We start from the raw sequence: 17,902 nt of genomic DNA, 5'->3' as shown, positions 1-17,902 counted from the left end.
CGCCCAGCCAGTTCTTGAGACTTGGAACAAAATCATGCAATCACAACCCGTATCCGTCTTCATCGACTCGCGCCGACTACTAAACGAACACTTTACGTTGTGCTTCTTCCAAATTGTTAAAGAACATATATAGCTGTCGGGCCAAAACCCAACGCTTAACACTGACTCGCAGCACTAAGCGTTGCTCTCTCGCCTTCTGGTCTCGCCCCACACCCATCCTCTGGACAGGCTTTGGTGGAGGTGAACGGGATCGAACCGATGACATCCTGCTTGCAAAGCAGGCGCTCTCCCAGCTGAGCTACACCCCCATTTCCCTCTCAGGAAACCTTGGTGGGTCTGGTTGGATTCGAACCAACGACCCCCGCCTTATCAAGACGGTGCTCTAACCGACTGAGCTACAGACCCGCGAAACCTTTCTCTCTCGGATCAGCAGCCACCGATCCAGCAGCTATATAACAACAACCGATAAGCGTGGACACTTGACACGAGCACTCAAGCTCTTAAAGGAGGTGATCCAGCCGCACCTTCCGATACGGCTACCTTGTTACGACTTCACCCCAGTCATGAATCCTACCGTGGTAATCGCCCCCCTTGCGGTTAGGCTAACTACTTCTGGTAAAACCCACTCCCATGGTGTGACGGGCGGTGTGTACAAGACCCGGGAACGTATTCACCGCGACATGCTGATCCGCGATTACTAGCGATTCCGACTTCACGCAGTCGAGTTGCAGACTGCGATCCGGACTACGACCGGGTTTCTGGGATTGGCTCCCCCTCGCGGGTTGGCAACCCTCTGTCCCGACCATTGTATGACGTGTGAAGCCCTACCCATAAGGGCCATGAGGACTTGACGTCATCCCCACCTTCCTCCGGTTTGTCACCGGCAGTCTCATTAGAGTGCCCTTTCGTAGCAACTAATGACAAGGGTTGCGCTCGTTGCGGGACTTAACCCAACATCTCACGACACGAGCTGACGACAGCCATGCAGCACCTGTGTTCCGGTTCTCTTGCGAGCACTCCCAAATCTCTTCGGGATTCCAGACATGTCAAGGGTAGGTAAGGTTTTTCGCGTTGCATCGAATTAATCCACATCATCCACCGCTTGTGCGGGTCCCCGTCAATTCCTTTGAGTTTTAATCTTGCGACCGTACTCCCCAGGCGGTCAACTTCACGCGTTAGCTGCGCTACCAAGGCCCGAAGGCCCCAACAGCTAGTTGACATCGTTTAGGGCGTGGACTACCAGGGTATCTAATCCTGTTTGCTCCCCACACTTTCGTGCATGAGCGTCAGTGTTATCCCAGGAGGCTGCCTTCGCCATCGGTGTTCCTCCGCATATCTACGCATTTCACTGCTACACGCGGAATTCCACCTCCCTCTGACACACTCTAGCCCGGTAGTTAAAAATGCAGTTCCAAGGTTAAGCCCTGGGATTTCACATCTTTCTTTCCGAACCGCCTGCGCACGCTTTACGCCCAGTAATTCCGATTAACGCTTGCACCCTACGTATTACCGCGGCTGCTGGCACGTAGTTAGCCGGTGCTTATTCTGCAGGTACCGTCAGTTGCACAGGATATTAGCCCGTGCCGTTTCTTTCCTGCCAAAAGTGCTTTACAACCCGAAGGCCTTCATCGCACACGCGGGATGGCTGGATCAGGGTTGCCCCCATTGTCCAAAATTCCCCACTGCTGCCTCCCGTAGGAGTCTGGGCCGTGTCTCAGTCCCAGTGTGGCTGGTCGTCCTCTCAAACCAGCTACGGATCGTCGCCTTGGTAGGCCGTTACCCCACCAACTAGCTAATCCGATATCGGCCGCTCCAATAGTGCGAGGCCCGAAGGTCCCCCGCTTTCCCCCGTAGGGCGTATGCGGTATTAGCCACGCTTTCGCGTAGTTATCCCCCGCTACTGGGCACGTTCCGATACATTACTCACCCGTTCGCCACTCGCCACCAGGCCGAAGCCCGTGCTGCCGTCCGACTTGCATGTGTAAAGCATCCCGCCAGCGTTCAATCTGAGCCAGGATCAAACTCTTCAGTTCAATCTCTGTGTGTGGACCCTGATCGAAACCAGGATCCGTATCGCTTGCTCAAAGGAAGTGAGGTTTAAAAAACCTTACTTCATTCAGTGAGCACTTGATAATGCTTTGCTTTCGATGACGACCGTAGCCACCACCGTGCGCTCGCACCAAGTGCCCACACTTATCGGTTGTTAAATTGTTAAAGAGCGGTCCTGCCAACCGGCCTTCCGACCGGCGCTGCGTTTTCAGCAGCAGAGAAACGAGATTATGAAGAAGTTTTTTCAGCTTGTCAAGTCGGCCTCGCCTGCTCCGCACCTGACTCACCCCCTTCCTCAAGGCCTGCGCCTCTCACCTGGCACTTCTCGAAACCCCAGCACCCGCGCCGATCGGCATCAGGGTTAACCCTTAGGTTTCGGCAACTGCCAAGCCCGAAACTATAACACGACTTTTGCAGAATTTGCAACCCGAAGGCAGCGATTCGTTAACCGTCGTGCAACAACACCTGCCAGAACCCCGGGAACCGCCACATCGGCATAATCCCGCCCGCCCTGCCCCGGTGCTGCCCGCGCCTCCTGCCCTGGCTTGCCGGCTCCCGCACCTGGGCGGAGATCCTGCAAACCGCATGATTCGCGGTTCCGGCTTCGCATCCGGGACAACCCGAACTGCGAAGGGGGCGAACTATAGCACGTTTGCACGGGCTGTCAAAACGCCGCAACAAAACCCTGGTTGGCGGCGGCTGCCCCGCCTTGCGCGGGGGGCCGCCGCGCGTGGACAGGGCCGCACGCGCCTTGCGCACGGCCCCGGAGGACGCCCTTCTTTCTTATATATAGGCATGCGAACCACGGCTTGCATGGAGCCGGCCCGGCCCATGGCGGCGGGCTTGCGTCCCGGCGGCGGCCGGACCGTGGCCGCCATGTCCGCGCCTTACCAGGAACGCGACGGGCCGCATCGTTGGCGCGCCTGCCGCGCGACGGCCTCGACCTTGACCCATGGCGGCGCGCCGATATCGCTGAGCATGTGTTCGTCCATTTCCATGACCTCGGCCAGAATGCGCGCCTGGCGGCGGCGTGCGATCCAGGCCCGCAGGCGAGCTCGCCACCCGGACGCGGGCTCGGCGCCGGCGCACAGCGTGCAGGGTGACAGGATGACGGGGGAGCAGGTGGTCTCAGCCATGGGAATCTCCGTGTACAGGTCTAGATGTTCAGGATATGCGTCCAAAGACCCATTGAAAATCGAATTGTTCCGCCCATGATGGTCAGTTATGCTTACCAGTACGAGCCGCCTGCCCCTGAATGTCCTGCCCGTGTTCCGCGTCGTCGCCGACCTGCAGAACCTGCGCGCGGCGGCGCTGCAGCTGCATTTGACGCACAGCGCCGTCAGCCAGCAGATCCGCACGCTGGAAACCCAGCTGGGCTTCGCGCTGTTCGATCGCCGTGCGCGCCGCCTGGTGCTCAATCCCGCCGGGCAGGCGCTGCTGCGCGCCACCGAGCCCGCCCTGGCGCTGCTGGACGAAGGCGTCCAGGCCGCCGCCGCAGCAGCGGCCGGCTCCGGACTGCGCCTGCGCATTTCGGTCCTGCCTTCGCTGGCACAGCTGTGGCTGCTGCCACGCATGGCGCGCTGGCATGCGCACCACCCGGACATCGCCCTGGAGATCGAAACCTCGCAGCAGGTCGTGGACCTGCACCGCGAGGGCTTTCACGCCGCCCTGCGCTTCGGGCGCGGGCCCTAGGCCGGCCAGCAGTCCGAGCCGCTGTTCGATACGCCCACGCGCATGATCCTGGTGGCGGCTCCGGCCACAGCGCGGCGCCTGGCGGGCGCGGACCCGCAGCGGCTGGCCCACGAGCCGCTGCTGGGAGAACAGGGGTTGTGGCAGGCGTGGTTCCAGGCGGCCGGCGTGCGCGCCACGATCAAGCCGGTCGCGCTGTTCAACGACGCCGGCATGCTGGCCCAGGCGGCCGAACAGAACCTGGGGCTGGCGCTGGTGCGCGAACTGCTGGCCGCCGATGCGCTGACCGCGGGCCGCCTGGTGCGCCTGTCGCCGCTGGCCATCGCCGCCGAGCAGCGGCAAACCTTCCACCTGGTCTACCGGCCCGAACTGAGCGACTGGCCGCCGCTGCAGGCCTTGCGCCAATGGCTGCACGACGAGCTGGCGCTGGCGCGCGCCACGCTGGCGCACGAGGCCGGCACGCCGCCGCGGCGCCGGCGCGCCAGGCCAGCGGCGTAGAATCCTGCCCCTGACGGCCAGGCTGCCCGCGTACACGGCGGGCAGCCGCGCATGCACCCACCCTCGCGCACGCGTACGCCCTCGGCCACCCGCCGACGCGCGTACGCCCGCCGCATTCGCCATGTTTTTCACCGGCCCGCCGCCCGCGCGGCAATGCCGCCGCGCACCCGCGCCGGCGGGCCATGCTTCAAGGAATCACCACGCCATGCAGGCCATCGCCCGCCTGAGCCGCTTCGTCGGCAATACCTTCGCCATCTGGGTGCTGCTGTTCGCAGCGCTTGCCTATTACTCGCCCGAGCACTTCAAGTGGCTGGGGCAATACATCGTTCCCCTGCTGGGCCTGATCATGTTCGGCATGGGCCTGACCCTGTCGAAAGACGACTTCCGCGAGGTGCTGCATCGCCCGCGCGACGTGCTGATCGGCGTGCTCGGCCAGTTCATCATCATGCCCTCGCTGGCCTGGCTGCTGACCGCCGTGCTGGATCTCCCGCCCGAAGTGGCGGTCGGCGTCATCCTGGTGGGCTGCTGCCCGGGGGCGGCACGGCTTCCAATGTCATGACGTTCCTGGCCCGCGGCGACGTCGCGTTGTCGGTGGCCATCACTTCGGTAACGACGCTGCTCGCGCCCATCGTCACGCCGGCCCTGATCTACCTGCTGGCCAGCCAATGGATCGAGGTCAGCGCCGCGGCCATGTTCTGGTCCATCGTGCAGGTGGTCATCCTGCCCATCGTGCTGGGAGTGCTGGCGCAGTACCTGCTGCGCGAGAAGGTCAAGGTGTGCGTGGACGCGCTGCCGCTGGTGTCGGTGGCCGCCATCGTGGCCATCGTGGCGGCGGTCGTGGCCGGCAACCAGGCCCGTCGCCACCAGCGGATTGATGATTTTCGCCGTGGTCGTGCTGCACAACGGCCTGGGCCTGCTGATCGGCTATCTGCTGGGCAGGGCCTGCGGGCTGGGCGTGGCCAAGCGCAAGACGCTTTCGATCGAGGTGGGCATGCAGAACTCGGGACTGGGGGTGGCGCTGGCCACCGCGCACTTCTCGCCGCTGGCCGCCGTGCCCAGCGCGATCTTCAGCGTCTGGCACAACATTTCCGGCCCGCTGGCCGCGACGCTGCTGCGCCGCTTCAAGGACGACGAGGCGGACGCGCCGGCGCCGGCCACGTCGGCCGCGGCCGCGCGCTGACCCAGCCGGCTTGCCTGCGCGGGCCCCCTCATGGGGGCCCGCCGCACATTCAGGCCACGCGCCGGGCCGCCGGTGCCGCCAGCCGCATCGTGTCGGTTTCGTTGTAGCGCTGGTGCCAGGAGAAGGCCTCCTCCAGCAGATGGGACGTTTGCCCGCCGCGCCTGCAGGCGCGCTCGAAGTAATCGCGCAGCGCATCGCGGTACGAGGGATGCACGCAATGGGCGATGATGGCGCGAGCGCGCTCGCGCGGCGCCAGGCCGCGCAGGTCCGCCAGCCCGCACTCGGTCACCAGGATATCGACGTCGTGCTCGTTGTGGTCCACATGCGAGACCATGGGCACCACGCTGGAAATATCGCCGTTCCTGGCCATGGACTTGGTCACGAAGATGGACAGGTGCGCGTTGCGCACAAAGTCCCCCGAACCGCCGATGCCGTTCATCATATGGGTGCCGCCCACATGGGTGGAGTTGACGTTGCCGTAGATGTCGAACTCCAGCGCCGTGTTGATGGCAATCACGCCCAGGCGGCGCACCAGCTCGGGCGCGTTGCTGATTTCCTGCGGGCGCAGCACGATGCGCTGGCGGTAGTGCTCGAGGTTGCCCAGGATGCGTTCGTACACCGGCAGCGAGACCGTGATGGACGAGGCCGAGGCGAAACTCAGCTTGCCCTGGTCCAGGAGTTCGATCGCGCTGTCCTGCAGCACTTCCGAGTACATGGTGAGCCCCTCGAATTCCGACTCGCCGAACCCGTGCAGCACGGCATTGGCGATCGTGCCGATGCCGGCCTGCAGGGGCAGCAGCGAGCGGCTCAGGCGCCCCTGGTTCACTTCCTGGCGCAGGAAGCCGACGATGTGGCCGGCGATGGCGCCGGTCTCCTCGTCGGGCGGCAAGGCGTTTGAGGGACTGTCCGGTTCGTTGGTGACGACGATGGCGGCGATCTTGTCGGGGTCCACCGCGATGCAGGGCGCGCCGATGCGCTGGTCGACCGACACCAGCGGCAGGGGCTGGCGGCCGGGCCGCGCGCCCGGGATCACGATGTCGTGCAGGCCTTCGATGGCCGCGGGCACGCCGAGATTGAGCTCGACGATGACCAGGCGGGCCTGCTCGACGAACGAGGCCGAGTTGCCGACCGACATGGTCGGCACGATGCCGCCGTCTTCGGTGATGGCAGCCGCCTCGACGATGGCGATGTCGATGGGGCCGATATGGCCGGCGCGCAACTGCTCGACGGTTTCGGACAAGTGCTGGTCGACAAAGGCGATCTCGCCCTGGTTGATCTTGCGCCGCAGCGTGGTGTCGACCTGGAACGGCATGCGGCGCGCCAGAACGCCGGCCTGCGCCAGCAGCTTGTCGGTGTCATGCCCCAGCGAGGCGCCGGTCAGCAGCGTGATGCGCAGCGGCTCGGCGGCGGCTCTTTCGGCCAGCGCCGCCGGCACCGATTTGCAGTCGCCCGCGCGCGTGAACTCACTCATGCCGACGGTCATGCCGTCGTGGACCAGCCGGGCCGCTTCCTGGGGGGAAGCCAACCGGGCGCGCAGGCCGGGATGGCGAATACGTTCGAGATGCATGCTGTCTCCAGACATCAATGGTGGCCACGGCGCGCAGTCCGGGTGGGATTGCGTCGCGCCTCCTGTGCCCGGGCGCCGTCTGCCGCGGCGTTTTCCGTCAAAACGTCCACCGGATGGCCGGTGCGACCAAATTTTTCCGCAGTATAGGCAGCCCGCGGCAAATCTCGTAATGACTTAAAATTATCCAATCGATTCGTTTTTTTCATCGTTTGCGAGTTTCCGCCCATGGACGTGCGCGCCTTGCGCTACTTCGTCGAGACGGTGCGCACGGCCAGCTTCACGCAGGCGGCGCGCGCGCTGTTCGTGACCCAGTCGACAGTCAGCAAGATGATCCGCCAGCTGGAGGATGAGGTCGGCACGCCGCTGCTGATCCGCGACGGGCACACGGCCCGCCCCACCGATACCGGCCGCATCGTCTACGAACGCGGCCTGCACATCCTGGGCGCCATGCGCCAGCTGGACGCGGAGGTGCGCGAAGCGGTCGACCTGCAGCGCGGCGAGCTGGAGGTCGGCATCCCGCCGATGATCAACCTGCTGTTCACGCCGGTCGTCAAGCGCTTTCGCGAACGCCATCCGCATATTCGCCTGAGCCTGCGCGAGGACACCGGCCAGGCGGTCGAGCGGCTGGTGGCCGCCGGCGAACTGGAGGTAGGCGCCACCGTCCTGCCGATACAGGACCCCGGCCCGCTGCAGGCCACCCGGTTCGGCAGCTATGCGCTATGGGTGATCGGCCCGCCGGCGGCCGCCTGGGCAGGCAAGACCGCCCTGCCGCTGACGGCGCTGCGCGACCTGCCGCTGCTGCTGCCCACCGACGATTTCGCGCTGACCCGCCGCCTGCGCCAGGCCTGCGCACAGGCCGGCTTTGCGCCGCGCATCGCGGCGCAGAGCGCGCACTGGGACTTCCTGGCCGCGATGGCCTCGGCCGACCTGGGCGTGGCGCTGCTGCCCGAACCGCTGGTACAGCGCCTGAAGACGCGCGGGCTGAGCACGGCTCGCCTGGCCAAGGCCGGCCTGCAATGGGAAATCGGCCATATCCGCGTGCGCGACCGCTATCTGTCCCACGCAGCGCGCGCCTGGCTGGAAGTGGCCACCGAGGTACTGGGAAACGGCCAGCCCGCCCGCAAGCCGTCCCGCTGATACGCCGCGCAACCAGCGCTTGCGAGCGGTCGCAGCCGCCGGCCGCCAAGCGCGTAAACTGCCCTTCTCCGGTGATCCTGGAAAACCCTCGTTCCACCTGCCGCCGGCGGGGACGATGCGTCCCCAACGACGGCAGTAACGGCCATGACCATGAATCCGTCATTTCCCTCGCGCCGCCTGGCGCCGCGCACCTTGCTGGCCATGCTGCTGCTGGCCCTGGCGACGCTGTTTGCCGCGATGCCGGCCGGCGCCCAACCCCCTAGCTGTGAAGATTCAATAGGTTGTATGCATGGTTCATCCGAACCGGATTTGAGAAACTGGAAATCGCCAACCCCCCAGTTCACTCAAGGAGCCCGGCCGGATGAACACCCATAAGCATGCCCGATTGACCTTCCTACGTCGACTCGAAATGGTCCAGCAATTGATCGCCCATCAAGTTTGTGTGCCTGAAGCGGCCCGCGCCTATGGGGTCACCGCGCCGACTGTGCGCAAATGGCTGGGCCGCTTCCTGGCTCAGGGCCAGGCGGGCTTGGCCGATGCGTCCTCGCGCCCGACGGTCTCGCCCCGAGCGATTGCGCCGGCCAAGGCGCTGGCTATCGTGGAGCTGCGCCGCAAGCGGCTGACCCAAGCGCGCATCGCCCAGGCGCTGGGCGTGTCAGCCAGCACCGTCAGCCGCGTCCTGGCCCGCGCCGGTCTGTCGCACCTGGCCGACCTGGAGCCGGCCGAGCCGGTGGTGCGCTACGAGCATCAGGCCCCCGGCGATCTGCTGCACATCGACATCAAGAAGCTGGGACGTATCCAGCGCCCTGGCCACCGGGTCACGGGCAACCGACGCGATACCGTTGAGGGGGCCGGCTGGGACTTCGTCTTCGTGGCCATCGATGACCACGCCCGCGTGGCCTTCACCGACATCCACCCCGACGAGCGCTTCCCCAGCGCCGTCCAGTTCCTCAAGGACGCAGTGGCCTACTACCAGCGCCTGGGCGTGACCATCCAGCGCTTGCTCACCGACAATGGCTCGGCCTTTCGCAGCCGCGCCTTCGCCGCGCTGTGCCATGAGCTGGGCATCAAGCACCGCTTTACCCGACCTTACCGCCCACAGACCAATGGCAAGGCCGAACGCTTCATCCAGTCGGCCTTGCGTGAGTGGGCTTACGCTCACACCTACCAGAACTCCCAACACCGAGCCGATGCCATGAAATCCTGGCTACACCACTACAACTGGCATCGACCCCACCAAGGCATCGGGCGCGCTGTACCCATCTCCAGACTCAACCTGGACGAATACAACCTATTGACAGTTCACACCTAGCCCGGCCGACGCCGACGCCATCCTCACCCAGGCGCGCAAGCAGGTCGATGACATCCGCAAGCAGCTCGACGACAAGGCCGACGATCCCCAACTGGTCAAGAACCGCTCAGACGTGCTGGACATCCAGGCCAAGGCGGACGCGCTGGCCGAAACGCTGAGCCCGCAACTGGCCAGCGTTTCGGCCCGGCTGAGCGAGCTGGGGGCCGTGGCCGAAGGCGCCAAGGAAGCCCCCGACGTGGCCCAGCAACGGGCCCAATTGGAAAAGTCGCACCGCAACCTGGGCGCGCAGATCAAGCTGGCGCGCCTGCTGTCGGTCGAAGCCGGCCAGACGGCCGAGCAGATTTCGGCGCTGCGGCGCAATCAATTCCAGGTGCGGCTGGGCGAACGGCGCGACTCGGTCGTCTCGAGCGATTTCTGGACCGAATGGCGCGCCGAGATCCCGCGCGACCTGACGCGCCTGGCGGCGCTGCGCGACGAACTGGCCGAAGCGGCCGTGCAGACGCCGGCCTGGATCTGGGGCGTACTGCTGGTCGGCATGGCCGCGGTGGTGGCGCTGCGCGCCTGGATCGGCCGGGTCATCCTGCAGCTGACCGCCACCAAGTTGCCGCCGGGCCGCCTGCGCCGCTCTTTCCTGGCCCTGACCATCGTCCTGATGTGGGTGGCCACGCCCGGGCTCATCGCGCAATTGCTGCGCATGGGCGTTTCCTGGAGCGCCAGCCTGTCGGACAGTACCGAGACCTTGCTGTCCAACCTGGTCGCCACCGTATGCTTCGGCGGCTACGTGGGCGGGCTGGGCCAGGCGCTGCTGTCGACGGTGCGCCCGACCTGGCGGCTACCGCCGATTCCCGACCAGGTTGCGCGCGCCCTGGGCTGGGTGCCGCCGACGCTGGGCCTGCTGGTGGTGGCGATCTGGCTGGCCGAGCGCCTGCCGGTGCTGCTGAACTCCAGCCTGACCAGCACGATCACGCTGGGCGTGGTGATGGCCGCCGTGCTGGGACTGGTGCTGCTGGCGGCGCTGGCCCGCGCCGAGCGCGTGCGCCGCCAGCTTGCGCTGGAAAGCGAGGACAATCGCGCCCCGCCGCGGCCATTCTGGCTGGCGGTGCTCAACACCACGCTGTGGTCGGTGCTCTGTACCGGCCTGCTCACGCTGGTCATCGGCTATGCCGCATTCGGCACATTCCTCATCAAGCAGGCCATGTGGACGCTGGTCGTGCTGTGCTCGACCTATCTGCTGGTCGTGCTGATCGACGACGGTTTCAGCACCCTGCTGGGCTCGAACCGCGACAGCGATGCCGGCGCCCAGTTGCGCCTGCGCACGCAGGCGGCGGTGCTGCTGTCGGGGGCTTGCCGCGTGGCGGTCATGCTGGCCGCGGTGGTGCTGCTGCTGTCGCCCTTCGGCGAGGGCCCGATGGACCTGGTGCACCGTCTGGACCAGGTGCACAAGGGGCTGCAGATCGGCGAGGTGCAGATCCGGCCCGCCGCGCTGCTGCAGGCCCTGCTGGTCCTGGCGCTCAGCCTGCTGATCGTGCGGCTGCTCAAGCGCTGGCTGACCACCCGCTACCTGCCGACCACCGAACTCGATCCGGGCATGCAGATTTCCGCGGCCACGCTGTTCGGCTATGCCGGCGTGGTGACCGCCGCCGCGCTGGGCCTGTCCGCGCTCGGCCTGGGGCTGGAACGCGTGGCGTGGATCGCCAGCGCGCTGTCGGTGGGCATCGGTTTCGGCCTGCAGGCGGTGGTGCAGAATTTCGTTTCGGGCCTGATCCTGCTGGCGGAGCGGCCGGTGAAAGTGGGCGACTGGGTCTCGCTGGGCGGCGTCGAGGGCGACATCCTGCGCATCAACGTACGCGCCACCGAAATCCAGATGGGAGACCGCTCCACGGTCATCGTGCCCAATTCGGAGTTCATCACCAAGACGGTGCGCAACGTCACGCATGCCAATCCGCTGGGACTGGTTCAGATCAGGCTGCCGATGCCGCTGTCGGTCGACGCCGAACAGGTGCGCACCCTGATGCTGGAGATTTTCGAGGCGCACGGCGATATCCTCGACAATCCCGCCGCCGCGGTCTACCTGGACGGCATCGAGGCCGGCCACCTGATCTTCAACGCCAAGGGCTATGTGAGCTCGCCGCGCTCGGCCTATACCGTGCGCAGCGATCTGTGGTTCCGCGTCCTGAAGCAACTGGCCGAGGCCGGCCTGGACATGGCGCCGCCCAGCACGATGCTGTTGCGCGAGCCCCAGGCGCCGCTGGCGCCGGACGCGCCGGCCGTCATGGCCAGCGCGCCGCCGCAGCCGCGCTGAAACGGGCGGGCGATCAGCCCGGCGTATACAGATCGTCGATGCGGGCGCGCGCCGCGGCCGCGTTGACCGGCACCTGGCGGCGCACCGACGGCACGACGGCCACCGGCGTGAGATCCGAACACAGCCCCTGCGCCGACAGCGCGGCGCGGGTGGCATCGTCGGTCTGGCACAGCATGTCTATCGCGGCGGTCTCCAGCTTGCGCGCCTTCGAGTCATCCTTGGTCGAGGCGGCCGCTTGCATGGTGCGTTCGAAGTTGCGCCGCAGACTGCAATTCTGGTCTTCCACCGGCACCGCGAAATTCATGCCGAACCCCAGCACCGCGCCTCCGGCCCCGCCCGACACCATGCAACTGTCGGTCGAGAACGAACCGTAGAAGGCTGCCGCACCCACCGCGGGCACCGTCTTCAGGGAACTGGAGCCGCTGTTGTCCGAGTTGAATGTCACACCCTGGCTATTGCCCGCGGCGTTCACGCCCGCCGAAGCGCTGGTCGACGACGTGGCGTTGCTGGTGCTGGTCTGCGCGGCGGCGCCGAACGAGGCCAGCGACAGCGAAAGTACGACTAGCTGTGAACTGTCAATAGGTTGTATTCGTCCAGGTTGAGTCTGGAGATGGGTACAGCGCGCCCGATGCCTTGGTGGGGTCGATGCCAGTTGTAGTGGTGTAGCCAGGATTTCATGGCATCGGCTCGGTGTTGGGAGTTCTGGTAGGTGTGAGCGTAAGCCCACTCACGCAAGGCCGACTGGATGAAGCGTTCGGCCTTGCCATTGGTCTGTGGGCGGTAAGGTCGGGTAAAGCGGTGCTTGATGCCCAGCTCATGGCACAGCGCGGCGAAGGCGCGGCTGCGAAAGGCCGAGCCATTGTCGGTGAGCAAGCGCTGGATGGTCACGCCCAGGCGCTGGTAGTAGGCCACTGCGTCCTTGAGGAACTGGACGGCGCTGGGGAAGCGCTCGTCGGGGTGGATGTCGGTGAAGGCCACGCGGGCGTGGTCATCGATGGCCACGAAGACGAAGTCCCAGCCGGCCCCCTCAACGGTATCGCGTCGGTTGCCCGTGACCCGGTGGCCAGGGCGCTGGATACGTCCCAGCTTCTTGATGTCGATGTGCAGCAGATCGCCGGGGGCCTGATGCTCGTAGCGCACCACCGGCTCGGCCGGCTCCAGGTCGGCCAGGTGCGACAGACCGGCGCGGGCCAGGACGCGGCTGACGGTGCTGGCTGACACGCCCAGCGCCTGGGCGATGCGCGCTTGGGTCAGCCGCTTGCGGCGCAGCTCCACGATAGCCAGCGCCTTGGCCGGCGCAATCGCTCGGGGCGAGACCGTCGGGCGCGAGGACGCATCGGCCAAGCCCGCCTGGCCCTGAGCCAGGAAGCGGCCCAGCCATTTGCGCACAGTCGGCGCGGTGACCCCATAGGCGCGGGCCGCTTCAGGCACACAAACTTGATGGGCGATCAATTGCTGGACCATTTCGAGTCGACGTAGGAAGGTCAATCGGGCATGCTTATGGGTGTTCATCCGGCCGGGCTCCTTGAGTGAACTGGGAGGTTGGCGATTTCCAGTTTCTCAAATCCGGTTCGGATGAACCATGCATACAACCTATTGAATCTTCACAACTAGCATGGTCTTCATGATGCCCCCTTGTACCGGACGGCCGGAACCGTCCGGCGTTCTGGGTTGACGTGTTTCAGCGATGCCCGTAGCCGCCGATCCGGCCGATCTGGAACATCTGGAACTTGCCCTTGGCGATCGCTTCGGTATTGCTCTCGGCGAAGGCGCCGGCGCCGTTGACGATGACGTCGCCGATCTGCGCGGGCGCATTGCCGCCGGTCATGCCAAAACCGTTGGTCTTCGAGTATTGCGACGTATCGGTCCATACCTCGACCCCGTCGCGATGGATGGCGCCGCCCATGCTGGCGTAGCCGCTGGTTTCGCCGCTGGCGAATTGCTTGGAAAAGCCGGTGCCCATGACCTGGCTGGCGGCCGCCGCGCTGCCGTTGGAGATCGATTCCACCGATCCCTTGACCGAGCCGCCATAGGCGCCGACGCCGCTGCTGCTGTGACTGCCGCCGGCCAGGGCCGGACCAACCAGCGCGGCAGATGCCGCCAACGCCGCCAAAGTTGCGATCTTCTTCATTTCAGGGTTCCTCCGATTCCGTAAAGCGACGGAACACGCTCGCCGATTTCCGACCGGCAGGCGGACCGCCGCCTGGCTCCCCTTTGTTTTGTGCAACAGAACTCAAGCGCCGGTGAGGCAATGATTGCCGCGCGCCCAGCCTGCCGGAATCCGGCAAAAGGCCGATCGGGGCGTTTGCATGAGTTTTGGCGGAGCGGCCCTGCCCCGTGCGAACTAAGCCGCAAGCGGACACGACGGTACCCCCGCGCCGTTTGCACGATCGCAGGCGCATGAGCACCGCCGTGCGGCTTCATGCTTATGGCGTGGAACGCTGCGCGGCTCCAGCCGTTTTGCGCTCATGCCTAAGCGCGATCATCCCAACGGCCCGACTTTCGCAGTGCTGCGATCAATGCCACATGGTCCACAGCGCGCCGCTGGCCGGCACCAGCAGGCCCAGCCCGGCGGCCACCAGCAACACGAAGACCAGGCGCTTGACCGTGTGGATGGAGCGCGCCGATGCGTAGCGGCGCACCAGCCAGGTGAGCGCGACCACGACCGGGAATGCCTTCAGGCTGAGCCAGAAGGTGATGGTGTGCAGACTGCCCTGCGCGCCGACCAGGGCCAGCCGCGTCATGGCATTGCACGAGAACAGGATCAGCAGGCTGTTGCGTATGGTGGCCAGCGGCAGCGGCTGGCGGTACAGGTGATACACCATCGGAGGGCCGGCGCTGGAGAACAGCCCGCCCAGCACGCCCGACACCACGCCGAAGCCCACGAAGCTGCGCCGCGACGAGACGCGCGCCAGCGGCCGCGCGCGCGCCACCAGCTGGATCGCGCACGCCAGGATGGTCAGCCCCAGCAGCCACTGCAGCAGCACGGCGGCGCTGCCGGAGATCCAGTCGAGCATGAAGACGCCGAGCGCGACGCCGGCCAGGCTGCTGACCAGGGCCGGCCGCACCAGCGTCCAGTCGACCTGCGGCCGCGCGCGGCCGATGACCACCAGCGCGTTGACCAGGGTAAGAATGCTCACCGTATTGGCCATGTCCGGCAAGGGCGCAACGGCCAGCAGGCCGGTCAGCCCCAGCAGCACCAGCCCGAAGGCAAAGCCCGTCATGGTTTGCGCGTAAGTGGCCAGCGCGACGCAGGCCAGGAACAACACGTGCTGCAGGATGCTCATGATTCAGCGGCCGGCCCGCGCCATGCGCGCGGCGGCGTCCAGCCGCCCCGCATAAAGGTTGAGGGCCAGCCCGCCCAGCACCAGCGCGGCCGCGGACAGCTTCCAGCCGGGCAGGCTTTCATCCAGCAGCAGCGTCGAGGCCAGCATGCCGAACACCGGCACCAGCAGCGCCATGGGCGCGACGGTCGTGGCGGGATGGCGGGCAAGCAGCCAGTTCCAGGCGCCGAAGCCGAATACGGTATTGCCCACGGCCTGCCACAGCACCGCCGCCCAGGCCGCCGGCGAGGCATGGGTCACGGCCTGGGCGATGGCAGCAGGCCCCTCGGCCAAAAGGCTGATGAGCACGATGGGGGGCACGGCGAACAGGCTGCTCCAGGCGATGAACCCCACCATGTTGACCCGCCCCGCCGTGCGCGCCACCATGTTGGCGCAGGCCCAGCTCAATCCGGCGAGCAGCACCAGGCCCACGCCCAGCAAGGTGATGGCCGCGCCGGGATCGGCAACGCTGTACCAGGCCACCACTGCATAGCCGGCCACCGCCAGCACCAGGGCCAGCGCCTGCCACAGGCGCATGCGCTCGCCCGTGAATGCCATGGACATCAGGATGGTGAAGAAGACCTGGGACTGGACCAGCAGGGAGGCCATCCCCGGCGTGATGTCGCGCTGCATCGCCCAGTACAGGACGCCGAACTGCCCCACGCCCAGCAGGACGCCGAAGGCAGCCAGCCGGCTCCAGGGCACCGCGGGGCGGCGAAACAGCAGGACCCAGGGCAGCACCGACAGCAGAAAGCGCAGGGCCGCGAACAGGAACGGCGGAAAATCCGCCAGCGCCCACTTGATGACGACGAAGTTCGTGCCCCAGATGAAAACCACCGATAACGCCAACAACAAATGGGACAGAGGCATGATGCGCGGTCAGGGGCGCGGCGCGCCCGCACTGGACTGGATGCAGGGAATAGGGAGGATGGGAAGAATCAGTCGGGCACCGGCTGGCTGGCCTGTTCACCCACCACCGTGGTCCATGGACGCACGCGCCAATGGGTTACCAGTCCTTCGCGCACGTACGGGTCGGCGGCCGCGAACGCTTCGGCGGCGGCCGGCGTATCGCCGGTGAACAACAGCACGGCGCCGTCGATGAGGTCGGCCAGCGCGCCGGCCAGCACCAGTTCGCCACGTTGCGCCGCGGCGCGGGCCAGCGCCAGGTGCTCGGCCCGGTACTGCGCGCGGCGCGCCGGGTAGTCCGGGATCACATCGTAGAAAAGCAGGTAATGCATGACGCGCCTCCTTGGGCTCGCGGTCGAACCTGCATCATACGCCCAGCCTCCCGCGCGGGCGCCGGCGCAGGCACTTTTGCGTCATACTGCCGCGATGCCGCCAGGCCGGCGGCCCAACCAAGGGGAGACGCTTCAATGATTCAGGAAATTGCCAGCATCCTGGTGCAACCCGGCCGCGAGGCCGATTTCGAAGCAGGCGTGGCGCAGGCCAGGCCGCTGTTCATGCGCGCGCGTGGCTGCCACGGCGTGGCGCTGCACCGCTCGATCGAGGCGCCGCAGCGCTACACCCTGGTGGTGGACTGGGAGACGGTGGACAACCATATGGTGGATTTCCGCCAATCGGCCGATTTCCAGGAATGGCGCAAGCTGGTGGGCGAGTGCTTTGCCGAGCCGCCCCAGGTCCACCACGAGCAGAAGGTGCTGTAGGCCCGCTCAGCGCCCGCTTTCGTCGTTGTACTTGCGGGCGCTGCCGCGAAAGCGCTCGGCCGGATACTTGAGCGCGTTCTTGCGCATCTTGGCGGCCACGGCGGCGGGGATGTCCAGCCCAAGCTGATCGGCCAGCGCAACCAGGTACAGCTGCACGTCGGCGATTTCGTCGGCGGCCGCCTGGCGCTGCGACGGCGTCAGCTCGCGCGAGCCGGCCTCGGTCAGCCACTGGAAGACGGCGACCAGCTCGCCGGCCTCGCCGGCCAGCGCCATGGCCAGGTTCTTGGGCGAATGGAACGGCTCCCACTGGCGCTCGGCGGCAAAGCCGCGCACGGCGTCGCGAATGGCGTCGAACTCGCCCGCCGAAGCGCCCGGGGTATCGCTTGCCGCCATGGCGCCCGCCCCTCAGCCCTGCGCCGCCAGCCGCGCACGCGCAGCCAACGCCACGGCCACGGTGGTGCGCACGTCGGCCAGGGCCCGGTGGGTCGGCTCGGACGCGCCGAGATGGCGGGCCAGCACGTTCAGCTTGTGCGACGGCAGCTCGGGCCAGGCCTGGCGCGCCAGCATCAGCGTGCAATGGGTCTGCGCCTCGAACGGCAGGCCGGTGCGATCGGCCGCGGCCTGCAGGAAGCGGCGATCGAACGAAGCGTTATGGAAAAACAGCGGCCCGCCCTCGATGAAGTCGAGGAAGTCGCCGAACGCCTGCCGCACCGGCACGCCATCGCGCTCGACTTCGGCCTGGGTGATGCCGGTCAGGCGCGAAATGAACGGCAGCACCCTGCCGTCGGTGCGCACCACCTGGGTGAACTCGCGCTCGATCTGCCCGCATGCGCTGACGCGCACGGCGGCGAATTCGAGGATTTCGCACGTGGCAACGGACAGCCCGGTGGTTTCCAGGTCGGCCACCACGAACGGCCCATCCAGCGCCCGCAAGCCGTCGCGCGCGGCGCTGGCGCGGCCGGCCGCGGCGCCAGCGCGCAGGGTCTGCCCATAGGGATGGGGCGTGGTGTAGCGACGGAAATAGGCCATATTGATACCGAAACAACAATAAAAACAACGCCCTGCGGGTCCAACGGGCATTCTACGCCGGGATAGGCCCCGATGTGCTGCCAGGCAAGTCTTATATAAGATATAAGACATTTGCGGCATTGCCCCTATCCCTCTACAATCCCGGCTACAAC

General features: G+C 66.3%; 14 protein-coding genes, 2 tRNA genes, 1 rRNA gene and 2 pseudogenes. 6 read left to right on the top strand and 13 right to left on the bottom strand.

The features are described 5' to 3' along the window. Positions 1 to 232: 232 nt before the first annotated feature. The 4 genes from BN118_RS05395 to BN118_RS05380 all read right to left on the bottom strand — a co-directional run bounded on the left by BN118_RS05395 (position 233) and on the right by BN118_RS05380 (position 3,185). A tRNA-Ala gene (locus BN118_RS05395) sits at positions 233 to 308 on the bottom strand. Positions 309 to 328: 20 nt separating this feature from the next. Further along, a tRNA-Ile gene (locus BN118_RS05390) sits at positions 329 to 405 on the bottom strand. Positions 406 to 502: 97 nt separating this feature from the next. Further along, positions 503 to 2,033 (bottom strand): 16S ribosomal RNA (locus BN118_RS05385). Positions 2,034 to 2,936: 903 nt separating this feature from the next. Then, a complete protein-coding gene (locus BN118_RS05380; RefSeq protein ID WP_041166143.1) occupies positions 2,937 to 3,185 on the bottom strand; it encodes a DUF1127 domain-containing protein in 249 nt (82 codons plus the stop codon). Positions 3,186 to 3,273: 88 nt separating this feature from the next. On the opposite strand from BN118_RS05380, the pseudogene BN118_RS05375 reads away from it, so the two are divergent. Next, positions 3,274 to 4,236 (top strand): annotated as a pseudogene (locus BN118_RS05375) (LysR substrate-binding domain-containing protein). A 205-nt stretch (positions 4,237 to 4,441) separates the two neighbouring features. Further along, a pseudogene (locus tag BN118_RS21330) lies at positions 4,442 to 5,416 on the top strand (bile acid:sodium symporter family protein). 49 nt (positions 5,417 to 5,465) lie between these two features. On the opposite strand, the gene BN118_RS05365 reads toward BN118_RS21330, so the two are convergent. Beyond that, positions 5,466 to 6,983 (bottom strand): acetyl-CoA hydrolase/transferase family protein, encoded by a 1,518-nt coding sequence (locus BN118_RS05365; RefSeq protein ID WP_029443885.1) that lies wholly within the window; start codon positions 6,981 to 6,983, stop codon positions 5,466 to 5,468. A gap of 225 nt (positions 6,984 to 7,208) precedes the next feature. Between BN118_RS05365 and BN118_RS05360 the strand changes: the two genes are divergently transcribed. The 3 genes from BN118_RS05360 to BN118_RS05350 all read left to right on the top strand — a co-directional run bounded on the left by BN118_RS05360 (position 7,209) and on the right by BN118_RS05350 (position 11,734). Continuing rightward, entirely contained in the window at positions 7,209 to 8,120 is a 912-nt protein-coding gene (locus BN118_RS05360) for a LysR family transcriptional regulator (RefSeq protein WP_010926318.1), read from the top strand. Positions 8,121 to 8,481: 361 nt separating this feature from the next. After that, complete coding sequence (locus BN118_RS05355) at positions 8,482 to 9,432, top strand: IS481-like element IS481 family transposase (protein WP_005013747.1); 951 nt, start codon at positions 8,482 to 8,484, stop codon at positions 9,430 to 9,432. A 19-nt stretch (positions 9,433 to 9,451) separates the two neighbouring features. Then, a complete protein-coding gene (locus BN118_RS05350) occupies positions 9,452 to 11,734 on the top strand; it encodes a DUF3772 domain-containing protein (RefSeq protein WP_049805770.1) in 2,283 nt (760 codons plus the stop codon). Positions 11,735 to 11,747: 13 nt separating this feature from the next. Here the strand turns inward: BN118_RS05350 and BN118_RS05345 are convergent, their stop codons facing one another. From BN118_RS05345 to BN118_RS05320, 6 genes are all read right to left on the bottom strand, one after another. Next, entirely contained in the window at positions 11,748 to 12,179 is a 432-nt protein-coding gene (locus BN118_RS05345) for a hypothetical protein (protein WP_227915021.1), read from the bottom strand. Positions 12,180 to 12,295: 116 nt separating this feature from the next. Next, positions 12,296 to 13,246 (bottom strand): IS481-like element IS481 family transposase, encoded by a 951-nt coding sequence (locus BN118_RS05340; protein WP_005012067.1) that lies wholly within the window; start codon positions 13,244 to 13,246, stop codon positions 12,296 to 12,298. A gap of 169 nt (positions 13,247 to 13,415) precedes the next feature. After that, positions 13,416 to 13,865, bottom strand: coding sequence for a hypothetical protein (locus BN118_RS05335; protein WP_003810211.1), 450 nt, complete (start codon positions 13,863 to 13,865; stop codon positions 13,416 to 13,418). Positions 13,866 to 14,250: 385 nt separating this feature from the next. Then, the gene (locus BN118_RS05330) at positions 14,251 to 15,021 is read right to left on the bottom strand and encodes a TSUP family transporter (protein WP_014905596.1); all 771 of its coding nucleotides are present in this window, start codon (positions 15,019 to 15,021) and stop codon (positions 14,251 to 14,253) included. Between the two features lie 3 nt (positions 15,022 to 15,024). Next, on the bottom strand, positions 15,025 to 15,927 hold the full coding sequence (locus BN118_RS05325; RefSeq protein WP_010930702.1) for an EamA family transporter: 903 nt from the start codon (positions 15,925 to 15,927) through the stop codon (positions 15,025 to 15,027). Positions 15,928 to 15,995: 68 nt separating this feature from the next. Further along, positions 15,996 to 16,295: a YciI-like protein gene (locus BN118_RS05320; RefSeq protein ID WP_010930701.1), complete on the bottom strand. Its 300-nt coding sequence runs from the start codon at positions 16,293 to 16,295 to the stop codon at positions 15,996 to 15,998. A 135-nt stretch (positions 16,296 to 16,430) separates the two neighbouring features. Here BN118_RS05320 and BN118_RS05315 point away from each other — a divergent pair, with 135 nt between their 5' ends. Next, the gene (locus BN118_RS05315; protein WP_003810207.1) at positions 16,431 to 16,721 is read left to right on the top strand and encodes an antibiotic biosynthesis monooxygenase family protein; all 291 of its coding nucleotides are present in this window, start codon (positions 16,431 to 16,433) and stop codon (positions 16,719 to 16,721) included. 6 nt (positions 16,722 to 16,727) lie between these two features. On the opposite strand, the gene BN118_RS05310 is transcribed toward BN118_RS05315, so the two are convergent. Further along, positions 16,728 to 17,114 (bottom strand): nucleotide pyrophosphohydrolase, encoded by a 387-nt coding sequence (locus tag BN118_RS05310; RefSeq protein ID WP_003810206.1) that lies wholly within the window; start codon positions 17,112 to 17,114, stop codon positions 16,728 to 16,730. A 12-nt stretch (positions 17,115 to 17,126) separates the two neighbouring features. Then, positions 17,127 to 17,870 carry a 3'-5' exonuclease gene (locus BN118_RS05305; RefSeq protein WP_080019419.1) on the bottom strand — a complete coding sequence of 248 codons (744 nt, stop codon included), beginning with the start codon at positions 17,868 to 17,870 and terminating at the stop codon, positions 17,127 to 17,129. Positions 17,871 to 17,902 lie beyond the last annotated feature (32 nt).

Source organism: Bordetella pertussis 18323 (assembly GCF_000306945.1).
Taxonomy (GTDB): domain Bacteria; phylum Pseudomonadota; class Gammaproteobacteria; order Burkholderiales; family Burkholderiaceae_B; genus Bordetella; species Bordetella pertussis.
Note: the sequence above shows the minus strand (reverse complement) of the source record. Positions and strands in the feature narration are given on the sequence as shown.